Below are 13,371 nucleotides of genomic sequence, written 5' to 3'. Positions count from 1 at the left end.
CTGCGGAATAAAAATCAGCCCAAAAGCTTAATGACAGGAGCGTAACGATGAAACTTGCGGTGTACAGCACCAAGCAATATGACCGGAAATATCTGGAAAACGTCAACGAAAGCTATGGCTTTGAGCTGGAGTTTTTTGACTTCCTGTTAAATGAGCGCACAGCGAAAACTGCCATCGGCTGCGAAGCGGTATGTATCTTCGTTAATGATGACGGCAGCCGGGCGGTGCTGGAGGAGCTGGCTGAACTGGGCGTGAAATTTATTGCCCTGCGCTGCGCCGGTTTTAATAACGTTGATCTCGATGCGGCAAAAGAGCTGGGGATCCGCGTGGTGCGCGTGCCGGCCTACTCACCTGAAGCGGTTGCCGAACATGCCGTTGGCATGATGATGACTTTAAACCGTCGCATCCACCGCGCTTATCAACGTACGCGCGATGCCAATTTCTCGCTGGAAGGATTGATTGGTTTCAATATGCATGGCCGCACGGCGGGAGTGATCGGTACCGGCAAGATTGGTATCGCCGCCATGCGTATTCTGAAAGGTTTTGGTATGCGCCTGCTGGCGTTTGACCCTTATCCGAGTCCGCAGGCGCTGGAACTGGGCGCAGAATATGTTGATATTAAAACCCTGTTCCGCCAGTCGGACGTCATCAGCCTGCACTGCCCGCTGACGCCGGAAAATCATCATCTGCTGAATGCCAGCGCCTTTGAACAGATGAAGGATGGCGTGATGATTATCAACACCAGTCGTGGCGGTCTGATTGATTCACAGGCGGCAATTGACGCATTAAAACAGCAGAAAATTGGTTCGCTGGGGATGGATGTCTATGAGAATGAACGCGATCTGTTCTTTGAAGATAAATCCAATGATGTGATCCAGGATGACGTGTTCCGCCGTCTTTCAGCCTGTCATAACGTGCTGTTTACCGGCCATCAGGCGTTTCTGACCGCCGAAGCGCTGACCAGTATCTCACAAACTACGCTGGAGAATTTACGTCAGCTGGAGAAAGGCGACACCTGCTCCAATGAACTGACGACCTGATCCTGCCGCAGGGTCATCGCTGGTGACCCTGTTTCACCCGGTCAGAAACGGGCGCAGCTGCCGCTCATCAATGCATTTTCACCACAGCGACGGCCATTGGCCAGCTGGCACATCCCCACTGACGAACCATCAAGCTGACGCGAGAACGCCAGCGTACCCCCGGCATTGGCGCAATTTGACTCGGCCAGATCAGACATCGACACTCTGGCAGGAACGTGGGCGGCGGTTGCCTGTTGCGGCGGTTCATTGTCGCTATTGCTGCTGCATGCTGATAGCAGCAACGCAACGCCAGCCAGCAGAAAGGTCACTGCTTTCATAGATTGGGCTCCGGGACGATGTCAGGGAAAAAGCTTTGCCAGCATAAGCTACGTTTAACTATAGGTCGATACTTGTAATGATTTTTTACTTAAAAAATTTTTCAAAATTACAATAGCCGACTTTCCGAAAGAGCATCACGCCGGCAGTTCAGCACGCAGAGTGCGTTTTGCTGCTCTTTTTACGCAACAACCTGAAGTTGCCCGCCAGCTGTGGCATGATGTCAGGGATGCTGGCACGGATAGCCGGTTAAGAGGAAAGAACAGAGTCACTACAGAGTGGGCGACATGCATGTCGCTGCGATAACAAAGAAAACAGGAGAGAATCAATGAGTAGTAAAAGCCTGATGATCGTCGCTAAATTTGTTGCCCAGCCGGGGAAAGCCGACGAACTAAAAAAAGTGCTTAACGCTTGTGTTGCCCCAAGCCGCGCGGAAGCCGGTTGCATTCACTACGATCTCTACCGTAGCGTTGAAGATGGCAATGTGTTCCTGTTTCATGAAACCTGGCAGGATGAAGCAGCAATTGCGTTACACAATGAGCAGCCTCATTTTAAAAAACTGCTTGCCGGTAGCGAAGGCTTAATCAAACAGCCACCAGAAGTGATTATCCACTAAAGGCAGTTACCGCCAAAGACGCTGTGCGCGTGCTTTGGCGGCCGTTCACTTATTTCAGCAGGCGTGCACGGCAGGTTTTGCCTTTGATTTTGCCCTGTTGCAGCTGTCTCATCGCCTGACGTGCCGCGTCATGACGAATCGCCACATAGGCATGCGTGGCGGTGATATCGATTTTCCCCACCAGTTCCCCTGAAAGTCCCGCATCACCGGTCAGCGCGCCAAGAATATCGCCCGGACGGATTTTCGCTTTACGACCACCATCAATGCACAGCGTGGCCATTTCGGCATCCAGCGGTCGCACATCGACTGACTTCAGCGGCGCGCCCTGCTGCCAGTTCAGTTTCATCTGCAGATAATCTTCCAGCGCATGCGCGCGAACCATCTCATCCGGCGCAACGAAACTGACCGCTTTGCCCTGCTGTCCGGCGCGCGCGGTACGGCCGATACGGTGGACATGCACTTCCGGGTCGAACGACAGCTGATAGTTCACCACCATCGACAGCTCTTTAATATCCAGGCCACGCGCCGCAACGTCCGTTGCCACCAGCACGCGACAGCTGCCGTTGGCAAAGCGAATTAACACCTGATCACGGTCACGCTGTTCTAAATCACCGTGCAACGCCATGGCGCTGATCTGGCTGCTGTCCAGCGCCTGAGCAATATCATCACACTCGCGTTTGGTATTACAAAATACCACGCAGGATTTCGGCTGCTGCTGACTGAGCAGACCAATCAGCATCGTCAGTTTTTCGCGGTTACCGGCTTCAAAGAAATGTTGTTCAATTGACGGTAATTCGGACACATCACCGGTTTCAACGGTTAACGGATCACGCTGAATACGACCGCTGATCTGCGCAATGCCCTGCGGCCAGGTGGCGGAGAACAGCAGAGTCTGACGTTCTGAGGTGGTGTAACGGATAATGGTATCGATATCTTCGCGGAAACCCATCTCCAGCATACGGTCGGCTTCATCCAGCACCAGCGTATTCAGATTATCCAGCTTCAGGGTTTCGCGTTTCAGGTGATCCATAATTCGCCCCGGCGTCCCGACCACGACATGCGGAGCATGCAGCAGTGAATCGCGCTGCGCCGCCAGCGGCTGCCCGCCGCAAAGCGTCAGAATTTTAATATTCTGGGTGAAGCGCGCCAGGCGACGCAGCTCTTTTGTTACCTGATCCGCCAGTTCGCGCGTCGGACAGAGTACCAGCGACTGGGTGCTGTACTGCGACGCATCGATACGCTGCAACACACCAAGACCAAACGCGGCGGTTTTACCACTACCGGTTTTCGCTTGTGCACGCACGTCACGGCCTTCGAGGATGGCAGGCAGCGCGGCGGCCTGAATTGGCGTCATCGCCAGATAACCCATCTCTTCAAGGTTAGCGAGCTGGCTGGCGGGTAGTTGCGTCAGGGTAGAAAAAGCGGTCACGGAGAACTCTCTGCAAAAATCGGGCGGGTTTAATGGCGCGTAGTCTAGCAGAAAAGTCGTCTTTTCCTGCATTATTCCCATTCTGGGGAAGAAATCCTGTGGGGGTGATGGGTTAGTATAAGCGGAGCCAACGGAATACTTTTATCCAAACAATTCACTGTGAGTACCCAGGTTAATAAAAGTCAGCAGATTTTGTTGCTTATCGATTCGGTATACCAGTAAGAAATCTCCACCGACATGGAGTTCCCTGGAGCCACCCCACTCTGCGCCCTGCAATTCGTGGTCTGAGTATTCTGGTGGTATTTCTTTTCCAGAGAAAATAATCGCCATCACTTCTGCCATATCGTTCATATCACGCCGCCCCGCCTTATTATAGCGTTCCCATGATTTGGCAAAGGTTTTGGTATACTCAACTCTGCGAGGAAGTTTACTTCTCTTGCTGCTCATCTGCATTCAATCCCTTGAACATTGAGTCGATCGAGTCATAACGATGTTGGGCGCTTTCCTCTATTTCGCGAGCTTCCTGCAGCGCGATTTGCATTTTTGCAGAGGGGCGTTTTACTTCAAATGGTAATCCCTGAGAACGAACAACTTGCTCCAGAAACAGGCGTATGGCGCTGCTCACCGTCATGCCACAATCACGTAAAACATCGGTAGCGTCGTTTTTAAGCTCTTCGGAAATCCGCATTTTAATACTGGTTTGCATAATCATCACCTCATCACTTGTACGCACATTGTACCCACAAATAACCACATGGTCAAAAATCAGCCTTCGGCTTATATTCATCCGACTGACGCTTCTTGCAAAGCTCAGTGACAGCATCAGTTTGTTGTACTCTCCCTGCCAAAACCTTTTATGACCTGAAACCAACACAATTCGTACTAGCTTTCAGCTTCGCAATCCGTACCATACTCAGAATATTCGAGTGAGCAGTATGAATGTCACCCAAGGGAGACTCTCCAGTGATCTCCCTGCGGTGACCTTTCCAGACGTGAGCAATAAATAAATGTCAGAAAATCAAGACACTACCAAGAAAGAGCAGTATAACCTGAATAAACTGCAGAAACGCCTGCGCCGCAACGTTGGCGCGGCGATCGCTGATTTCAATATGATTGAAGATGGCGACCGCATTATGGTCTGCCTCTCTGGCGGCAAAGACAGCTATACCATGCTGGAGCTGTTAAGCAATTTGCAGAAAAGTGCGCCGGTCTCTTTTTCACTGATCGCGGTCAACCTTGATCAGAAACAGCCGGGCTTCCCGGCGCATATTCTGCCGCAATATCTTGAAGCGCTTGGCGTGGAATATAAGATCGTTAACGAAGATACTTACTCCATCGTTAAAGATAAGATCCCGGAAGGGAAAACCACTTGTTCTCTCTGCTCCCGTCTGCGCCGCGGTATTCTGTATCGCACCGCCACGGAGCTGGGGGCGACCAAAATTGCCCTTGGTCATCATCGCGACGATATTCTGCAAACCCTGTTTCTCAATATGTTTTACGGCGGCAAAATGAAAGGGATGCCACCGAAGCTGATGAGCGACGATGGCAAACAGATTGTGATCCGCCCGCTGGCTTACTGTCGAGAGAAAGATATCGAACGCTTTGCCATTGCGCGCGAATACCCCATTATTCCGTGTAACCTGTGCGGCTCGCAGCCCAATCTGCAACGTCAGGTCATTGGCGATATGTTGCGCGACTGGGATAAACGCTATCCGGGACGGCTTGAAACGATGTTCAGCGCCATGCAGGACATCGTTCCTTCACATATGGCGGATAACACGCTGTTTGACTTTAAAGGGATTAAACACGGCGCAGAAGTGGTGGATGGTGGCGATCTGGCTTTCGATCGTGAGTCATTGCCCACCCAGCCCATTGGCTGGCAACCCGATGAAGATGATGAGCAGCCGCTACAGCGACTGGATGTGTTAGAGATTAAATAATCCTGCCATAACGGGCGGCGAAAACGCCGCCTTTACTTAGGGGCGGCATTCTCGCCGCCCGTGCCAATGACATGCACTTTTATACATGCGGCGGCGGGTCAATAATCGGATGCGGGTCCGGCTCATCAGGCGGCGGATCGGGCATGGGTTGTGGGCGTGGAATCGGTTCGGGGATCGGTACCGGATCGACAGGCACCGGATCGGAAGCGTAAGGTTGTTCTGCATAATCGGTTGCGAACATGCTTTCCTCCTTTGTCAGACATGAAAGTTAAGCTTAGGTGGGATAGAGCGCGCTGGCAAACGGGCAAAAAAAAGCCGGCGAGTAGCCGGCGTCGTACGAATCAAATTGTGCTATGCAGTAATTCAAATAAAGGAAGTAAGACAATATGGAGCGCAACGCCCATCGCTTGACGTTGCATTCACCTGCGGAAGAGATTTTGCCGTGATAGCGCCGGTGATTTATTGATATCGATCAGCTTTATTGACACTTCTGCCCTCTTTTTCGTTCCTTTTCTTACAGCTTCACAACCATTTACGTCGTTTTAACCACCAGGCAACACCCAGTACCAGCACCACTAACATCAGACAAAAGATACTGAAACCAAAACGATAGTCGCCCCCGGGAATACCTCCAAGATTGACGCCAAACAGGCCGGTGAGAAATGTGGTCGGCAGAAACACCATTGCCAGCAGCGACATGGTGTAGGTACGGCGGTTCATCGCATCCGCCATCACCGTCGTGATTTCATCGGCCAGCACAGCGGTACGCGCCACGCTGGCATCTAAATCATCCAGTCCGCGCCCGAGCCGGTCAGAAATTTCCTGCATTCGGCGGCGTTCATTATCATCCATCCAGCCGAGGCGTTCACTGGCCAGTCGCGCATAAACATCACGCTGCGGCGCCATATAGCGACGCATAACAATAATTTGCTTACGGATCAGCGCCAGCTCACCGCGTGCCGGTACCCGCTGTTCAAGCAGCGCGTCTTCCAGTTCTATAATCTTGTCATGCAGTTCTTCAATAAATTCACTGCTGTGATCGGTTAATGCATCACACACATCCACCAGCCAGCTGCCGCCATCTACCGGACCATTACCATTTTGCAGATCGGTCAGCACTTCATCAATGGCATACACTTTGCGGCGGCGCGTCGAAACAATAATTTTATCGTTAATAAATACCCGTATCGCCACCAGCTGATCGGGACGCGACTCACTGTTCAGATTGACGCTGCGCAAGGTGATCATAAAGCCGTCACCCAGACGGCTTACCCGCGGACGCATGCTGTCGCCGGAGAGCGCAGCGCGCACCGTATCGGGGATCAGCGGCGTTGATGCCAGCCACTCGGCACTTTCACGATGCGTATAATTCAGGTGCAACCAGCAAGGACGTTCGCAGTTAATCACTTCGCTATCATCGATAGGAATCAGCCCGCCTTTGCCATCCAGCTGACAGGAGATAATCGCATCGGAAACCTGTAGCGCTTTGCCTTCAATAACGTTCACGTCTTGCCTCAGTCTGAATATAATCAATACGATACAGTCTAGCGCGCCGCCTGGCAGATGCAATCATCCCGCTACGTATAAGGGTGACAAAGCATGTCATTCTTAGCGGAAAAATCAGATCCCGGTCACGAATTTAACTGATAACCCGCTAAATTACTTGCCTGTAAAGGAGTGGTGATGAAAACTCAGGCCAGTTAAACAGGATTGTTACTGATTATCAGGCAAAACCTAAACCACGTGTTTCCGCCCTTCTGGCGCAGAGATTCGTGGTTTAGGTTTTTTTTTGGCCTGAACTCGATAACGCAAAGATAAATATCATAACCTCTGGCTTACTCGGGAGCTGACAGCATGAAATACGGAGATTTAGCGGAATCCATTCTGCAAGGTGTAGGCGGCAGGGAAAACATCAAATCGGTAATGCACTGTGCGACGCGTCTGCGCTTTAAACTCAAAGATCACGGCAAAGCAGACAGCGAAGGTCTGAAAAACAATCCCGGCGTGATTATGGTGGTGGAAAGCGGTGGTCAGTATCAGGTAGTGATTGGCAACCATGTTTCCGACGTTTACCAGGCCGTGGTCAGCCAGAGCGGCCTGGGTGAACAGACTGAAGAGGTGCCGGACAACAGTAAAGAGTCACTGCTTACCCGTTTTATCGATATCGTTTCCGGCATATTTATGCCGTATATTGGGGTGATGGCCGCCTCCGGGATTATGAAAGGTTTACTGGCCGTCGCGCTGGCTACCGGCGTACTCAGCGACAGCAGCGGCGGCTATAAAGCGCTGACTGCGGCCAGTGATGCGCTGTTTTACTTTTTACCCATCGCCCTCGGCTACAGCGCGGGTAAAAAATTCGGCGGCAGTCCGTTTATCTGCATGACCATCGGCGCGGCGCTGGTGCATCCGGTAATGCTGCAGGCATTTCAGGCGGAGCAAAGCGGTAATCAGGCGCTCGACTTTTTTGGCATTCCGCTGTTGCTGATCAATTACAGTTCATCGGTTATCCCGATTATTTTTGCCAGCTGGCTCTCCTGCCTGATTGAGCGCAATATCCACAGCCGTCTGCCCGGCGCAATCCGCAACTTCACTACCCCGCTGATCTGCCTTGCGGTAGTGGTTCCCATGACATTCCTGCTGATTGGCCCTGTCGCTACCTGGTTAAGCCAGCTGCTGGCGGATGGCTACCTGTTTGTCTATAGCCTTAACTCCGCGATTGCCGGTGCGCTGGCTGGCGCCTTCTGGCAGGTATGTGTGCTTTTCGGCCTGCACTGGGGACTGGTGCCGATTATGATCAACAACCTCAGCATGCTCGGCCAGGACACGCTGTTACCGCTGCTGATGCCAGCTATTTTCGGTCAGGCAGGCGCCACCCTCGGCGTCTTACTGAAAACCCGTGACGCTAAGATGAAAGGGATTGCGGCTTCCGCTTTCAGCGCCAGCCTGTTTGGCATTACTGAACCTGCGGTATATGGCGTTACGCTGCCCAAACGGCGTCCATTTATCTTCGGTTGTGTTGGCGGCGCCATCGGTGCAGCCATCCTCGGTTTCTTTCATACCACCGCTTTCTCCTTTGGCTTCCCGGGTCTCTTCACTTTTGCGCAGGTAATACCCAAAACCGGCTACGACGCTTCGGTTACCGCCGCCTTTGTCGGTGGGATTATCGCCTTTGCTTTTGCGGCGATTGCCACCCGTTTATTTGCGCCAATGAATGAGCCGGAAATCGTGACGCCTACCGTTGCCGCCCCGCTCGCTACGACCAATCCGGATTTACTCAGCAAAATCACCATCAGCAGCCCGATGAAGGGTGAATCGCTGCCGCTGGAACAGGTTAATGATGCAACCTTCGCCAGTGGCTTACTCGGTAAAGGCATCGCCATCAGACCGTCCCAGGGACGGGTTGTCTCACCGGTTAATGGCACGGTCTCCTCGCTGTTCCGCACTAAACACGCTATTGGCCTGGAAGATGAGAGTGGCGCTGAAGTGCTGATTCATGTCGGCATTGATACGGTAAAACTGGATGGTCTGCACTTCACTGCCCATGTGCAACAGGATGACCGCGTGAAAGTTGGCGACCTGCTGCTTGAATTCGATATCCCTGCCATTACCGCGGCAGGTTATGACCTCACCACCCCGGTGATTATCAGTAACAGCGATGACTATATCGACGTTTTAGCCGCCAGCCAGCAAAGCCAGGTGGCAGAAAACACCTCGCTGCTGACCCTGATTAAATAAACAAGGAGAAATACCGATGACTGCACGTTTCCCGCAACATTTCCTCTGGGGTGGCGCTGTCGCCGCTAACCAGGTTGAAGGCGCCTGGCAGGAAGACGGCAAAGGATTGTCGACCTCCGATCTACAGCCGCAGGGTATCTTTGGCGAACGCATTGAACGCCAGCCCGGTGACTTTGGCATCAAAGACGAGGCGATCGATTTTTATCACCGTTACCCGGAAGATATTAAGTTATTTGCCGAGATGGGCTTTACGGTATTACGGACATCCATCGCCTGGACACGTATTTTCCCCAATGGTGATGAGACGCAGCCGAATGAAGCCGGACTGGCATTCTATGACCGGCTGTTTGATGAAATGGCCAAATACAATATCACTCCGCTGGTCACCCTCTCCCACTATGAGATGCCGTATGGCCTGGTGAAAAATTATGGTGGCTGGGGCAATCGTCAGACCATCGACTTCTTTGTTAATTATGCGCGCAGCGTGTTTAGCCGTTATAAAGATAAAGTGAAGCACTGGCTGACCTTTAATGAGATCAATATGTCGCTGCATGCACCATTTACCGGTGTTGGTCTGCCGGAGGATAGCGATAAGCAGGCGATCTATCAGGCAATCCACCATCAGCTGGTTGGCAGCGCCCGCGCGGTAAAAGCCTGCCATGAAATCGTACCGGACGGCAAAATCGGCAATATGTTGCTGGGTGGCATGCTCTATCCGCTGACCTGCCGTCCGGCGGACGTGATGGAAACCCTGCAGCAGAACCGCGACTGGCTGTTCTTCGGCGACGTACAGGTGCGCGGATACTACCCGGCCTATATGACGCGCTTCTTTAAGGATCAGGGCATTAGCCTGGAAATTGAAGAGCAGGATAAGCGCGATCTGCAAAGCACCGTCGACTTTATCTCCTTCAGCTACTATATGACCGGCTGTGTGACGACCGATGAAGAACAGAATCAGAAAGCACGCGCTAATATCCTGAATATGGTGCCTAACCCGCATCTGGCGAGTTCTGAGTGGGGCTGGCAGATCGATCCGGAAGGTCTGCGCTACCTGATGAATGAGCTGTATGACCGCTATCAGAAGCCGCTGTTTATCGTTGAAAATGGTCTTGGCGCACGCGACACAGTGGAAGCCGACGGATCAATTAACGACGATTACCGCATTGACTACCTAAACGATCATCTGGTGCAGGTGCGTGAGGCGATTGAAGATGGCGTCGAAGTCTGGGGTTATACCTGCTGGGGGCCGATTGACCTGGTCAGTGCTTCAAAAGCGGAGTTCACCAAACGCTATGGCTTTATCCATGTTGATCGCGATGACAGCGGCAATGGCACCCTCACCCGTACGCGCAAGAAAAGCTTCTGGTGGTATCAGGAAGTGATTAACAGCCACGGTGCATCACTGAAATAATCCTCGCGGGTCAGCGGTGCTGGCCCGAAAATCTTACCTCAGGCTTCGTCGTGACCTTCCTGAATCGCCAGCGTCTCTTTGCGCACCCGTTCGATATGAATGGTCAGAAACATCCGCTCTTCACTTCCCAGCGCATAGGCATACTTCGTCATCACATGGCGATCGATTTTTTGCACGCAGAGATAAGCCTGCGGATAACGGTCGCGCACCACATCATGCAGTGATTCATCATCACTATAGACGCCGCGTTTCCCCAGCATCCGCTGAGAGAAAAATTTCAGATGGGTAACAAAACGGTTATAGCTAAGCGAATCGGTCTGATAATCAAGGCTCAGCTGATATTTAACAATATGCAGGATCTCCTGCATAAAACGGGTGATATGCATCACCTCAGGCATTTCACTGTTCAGCTGCGCATTGACCAGATGCAGTGCGATAAAACCAGCCTCGTCCTCCGGCAGGCTGACCTGAAGCCGTTTGGCAATAATCGTCAGCGCCTCCAGCCCCAGCGCGTACTCGCGCGGGTAGAGGCTGCGAATCTCCCATTGCAGCACATTACGCATCGGCAAGTTCTGCCGCTGCCGCTCCAGCGCAAAGTGGATATGATCGGTCAATGCAATCGCCAGGCTTTCGTGCAGTTCAGTGTTCAGGCGCTGTTTTGCCAGCGTGATAATGCATTCGCTGGCGATCACCACTTGCAGCGGGATCTCTGAAAGCAGTTCGCTTAATCGGCCAGTAAGATCATGGCTTTTCAGGGAAAAGACCTTTTCAATTAGCGCCGCATCAAGCTCATCGCCGGAACACTTTTTAAAGGCGATTCCGCGCCCCATCACCACCTGTTCCTGGCCCTGTTCGTCATGTACCAGCACAACATTATTATTTAATATTTTTGCTATTTTCATTTCCCGGCCTGAAAACAAAAAACCTGACCGCCAGAAAGGGAGACTTCCGGCTGATCAGGTTTTGCCTGCTGTATCGCAGTAACAATCCAATGCCATCACCTTAATCAATTATATGCTGGTCTCAAGCGCCACAGGGTGGAAGTGTGATATGGCTCGCGAATTGTCGCTGGTTGTAGCGGATGTGCTGGTGCCGGATACCCTCTTCGCTGCTGAATATTTAATAACACCTGTAGCATTAACGGCTAAGTGCTCAACCCCGGTATTCCGGGGCTGTGATTCGCTATCGTCTTAGTGCTGCAAAATATACATCTCGCGGCTATACGCGACATCTTCCGGGTTAGCAATCGGATAACCTTTCACCCATGGCTTAATCAGGCGACCATTGGTGTACTGATAAATTGGCGCAATCGGCACCTGCCCGGCAATCAGTTGCTCGGCCTGGTTGTAATCATCATTGCGCGCCACCTCGTTGCTCTCGTTACTGGCCTTTTCCAGTACGCTATCGTAACTGGCATCTTTAAAGCGCGCGATATTACCGCTATGACTGGATGTCAGCAGGCTGAGGAAAGTTGAAGGTTCATTGTAGTCGCCAACCCAGGAAGCACGGATAACATCGAAATTACCAGTGTTACGGCTGTCGATATAGGTTTTCCACTCCTGGTTTTGCAGCTTAACGTTAACGCCAAGATTCTTCTTCCACATTGACGCGACGGCAATCGCAATCTTCTGGTTATTTTCAGAGATGTTATACAGCAGAGTAAGATTAAGCGGTTTCGACGGACCATAACCCGCAGCTGCCAGCAGCGCTTTCGCCTGCGCGTTCAGCTCTTCCTGCGAATGCTGTTGCAGGATGCTGGCTTTCGGCTTAAAGCCAGCAGTTACGTCCGGCGTAAAGTGCCATGCCGGTTTTTCACCAGTGCCCAGTACTTTTTCGGCGATAATCTGGCGATCAATACTCCAGGAGAGCGCTTTACGAACGCGCACATCAGCGGTCGGCCCTTTCTGCGTATTAAATGCGTAATAGTAGGTGCCCAGCTGATCCGGCGTATAGACTTCATGCGGGATCTGTTTTTTCAGCAGCTGATAGAGGTTCTTCGGGAATGACTCAGTAATATCAATATCACCGGCGCGATAGCGTTTGGTGGCGCTGGACTCTTCGTTAATTGGCACAAAGGTCACTTGATTCAATACCGTGTGCGGGTTATCCCAGTAGTGTTTATTACGCACCAGCACCAGCTTTTCATTCACCACCCGATCCTTAAGTGTGTAAGCACCGTTGCCTGTCAGATTTCCCGGTTTGGTCCAGTCATTACCCAGCTTTTCAACCACCTTTTGCGGGGTCGGATAAAAAGCAAAATTGGCGGTCAGACTGACAAAGTAAGGCACCGGTTTATCCAGCGTCACCTTCAGGCGATAATCATCCAGCGCCGTGACGCCAAGTTTATCCGCAGGCATTTCGCCTTTGGTAATCGCTTTGGCGTTTTCAATACCGGCCAGGTCAGCAAACCAGGCAAATGATGAGGTGTTTTTCGGGTCGACCAGCCGACGCCAGCTGTAAACAAAATCATGGGCGGTAACCGGCTCGCCATTCGACCAGCGCGCATCTTTGCGCAGCGTAAAGGTCCAGGTTTTATTGTCATTACTTTGCCAGCTCAGCGCCACGCCCGGCACAATTTTGCCCTGCGCATCCTGACTGGTTAATCCTTCGAAAAGATCGCGAATCACCTGGATTTCCGGCAGTCCTACCGCTTTCACCGGATCAAGTGAGGCAGGTTCATCTTTAATATGACGCACAATCTCCTGCTTTGCGGCCAGCTCAGTACCGGCAGGAACGGTGGCGGCTGTCGCCGTGGAACAGGCGCTGGCAATCAGCAGCGCGCTCAGAGTAAAGCGAAACGATTTGGTCATAACCTACCCTTAAGCTGTCGATATTAATGTGCAAAAAAATGATGCGCCGGGTCGGACGCTATATCTGGCACTTTA

The 13,371-nt window shown here is 52.0% G+C and carries 13 protein-coding genes; 5 read left to right on the top strand and 8 right to left on the bottom strand.

The genetic code is table 11. The annotated features are described in order from the left end of the window. Nucleotides 1-47 precede the first annotated feature (47 nt). Nucleotides 48-1,040, top strand: coding sequence for a 2-hydroxyacid dehydrogenase (locus N5923_RS18755; RefSeq protein ID WP_267144857.1), 993 nt, complete (start codon nt 48-50; stop codon nt 1,038-1,040). 41 nt (nt 1,041-1,081) lie between these two features. Here N5923_RS18755 and N5923_RS18750 read toward each other — a convergent pair whose 3' ends face one another. Further along, nucleotides 1,082-1,357, bottom strand: a complete 276-nt coding sequence (locus N5923_RS18750; RefSeq protein WP_267144858.1) for a putative hemolysin — start codon at nt 1,355-1,357, stop codon at nt 1,082-1,084. Between the two features lie 326 nt (nt 1,358-1,683). Between N5923_RS18750 and N5923_RS18745 the strand changes: the two genes are divergently transcribed. Then, nucleotides 1,684-1,971, top strand: a complete 288-nt coding sequence (locus tag N5923_RS18745; RefSeq protein WP_267144859.1) for a putative quinol monooxygenase — start codon at nt 1,684-1,686, stop codon at nt 1,969-1,971. Nucleotides 1,972-2,020: 49 nt separating this feature from the next. Here N5923_RS18745 and dbpA read toward each other — a convergent pair whose 3' ends face one another. The 3 genes from dbpA to N5923_RS18730 form a co-directional block, all read right to left on the bottom strand. Beyond that, a complete protein-coding gene (gene dbpA, locus N5923_RS18740; protein WP_267144860.1) occupies nt 2,021-3,400 on the bottom strand; it encodes an ATP-dependent RNA helicase DbpA in 1,380 nt (459 codons plus the stop codon). Between the two features lie 141 nt (nt 3,401-3,541). Further along, on the bottom strand, nt 3,542-3,847 hold the full coding sequence (locus N5923_RS18735) for a type II toxin-antitoxin system YafQ family toxin (RefSeq protein WP_267144861.1): 306 nt from the start codon (nt 3,845-3,847) through the stop codon (nt 3,542-3,544). Then, entirely contained in the window at nt 3,828-4,106 is a 279-nt protein-coding gene (locus tag N5923_RS18730) for a type II toxin-antitoxin system RelB/DinJ family antitoxin (RefSeq protein ID WP_267144862.1), read from the bottom strand. Before N5923_RS18730 ends, N5923_RS18735 begins: the two co-directional genes overlap by 20 nt. A gap of 301 nt (nt 4,107-4,407) precedes the next feature. Between N5923_RS18730 and ttcA the strand changes: the two genes are divergently transcribed. Next, nucleotides 4,408-5,340 carry a tRNA 2-thiocytidine(32) synthetase TtcA gene (gene ttcA / locus N5923_RS18725; protein WP_267144863.1) on the top strand — a complete coding sequence of 311 codons (933 nt, stop codon included), beginning with the start codon at nt 4,408-4,410 and terminating at the stop codon, nt 5,338-5,340. Between the two features lie 79 nt (nt 5,341-5,419). Here ttcA and ynaL read toward each other — a convergent pair whose 3' ends face one another. Continuing rightward, nucleotides 5,420-5,581, bottom strand: coding sequence for a proline-rich small protein YnaL (gene ynaL / locus N5923_RS18720; protein ID WP_017799977.1), 162 nt, complete (start codon nt 5,579-5,581; stop codon nt 5,420-5,422). Between the two features lie 281 nt (nt 5,582-5,862). Then, entirely contained in the window at nt 5,863-6,846 is a 984-nt protein-coding gene (gene zntB, locus N5923_RS18715) for a zinc transporter ZntB (protein ID WP_267144864.1), read from the bottom strand. 348 nt (nt 6,847-7,194) lie between these two features. On the opposite strand from zntB, the gene bglF reads away from it, so the two are divergent. Both bglF and N5923_RS18705 read left to right on the top strand, forming a co-directional pair. Next, nucleotides 7,195-9,075, top strand: coding sequence for a PTS beta-glucoside transporter subunit IIABC (gene bglF, locus N5923_RS18710; RefSeq protein ID WP_267144865.1), 1,881 nt, complete (start codon nt 7,195-7,197; stop codon nt 9,073-9,075). A 16-nt stretch (nt 9,076-9,091) separates the two neighbouring features. Further along, the gene (locus tag N5923_RS18705) at nt 9,092-10,486 is read left to right on the top strand and encodes a glycoside hydrolase family 1 protein (protein ID WP_267144866.1); all 1,395 of its coding nucleotides are present in this window, start codon (nt 9,092-9,094) and stop codon (nt 10,484-10,486) included. 38 nt (nt 10,487-10,524) lie between these two features. Here N5923_RS18705 and licT read toward each other — a convergent pair whose 3' ends face one another. Beyond that, nucleotides 10,525-11,388: a BglG family transcription antiterminator LicT gene (gene licT, locus N5923_RS18700; RefSeq protein ID WP_267144867.1), complete on the bottom strand. Its 864-nt coding sequence runs from the start codon at nt 11,386-11,388 to the stop codon at nt 10,525-10,527. A 288-nt stretch (nt 11,389-11,676) separates the two neighbouring features. Then, nucleotides 11,677-13,296: a peptide ABC transporter substrate-binding protein gene (locus N5923_RS18695; protein WP_267144868.1), complete on the bottom strand. Its 1,620-nt coding sequence runs from the start codon at nt 13,294-13,296 to the stop codon at nt 11,677-11,679. Nucleotides 13,297-13,371 lie beyond the last annotated feature (75 nt).

It is taken from the genome of Winslowiella arboricola (assembly GCF_025527015.1).
Taxonomy (GTDB): Bacteria; Pseudomonadota; Gammaproteobacteria; order Enterobacterales; family Enterobacteriaceae; genus Erwinia; species Erwinia arboricola.
The sequence above is the reverse complement of the archived record's forward strand: the minus strand, read 5'-3'. Positions and strand labels throughout refer to the sequence as shown.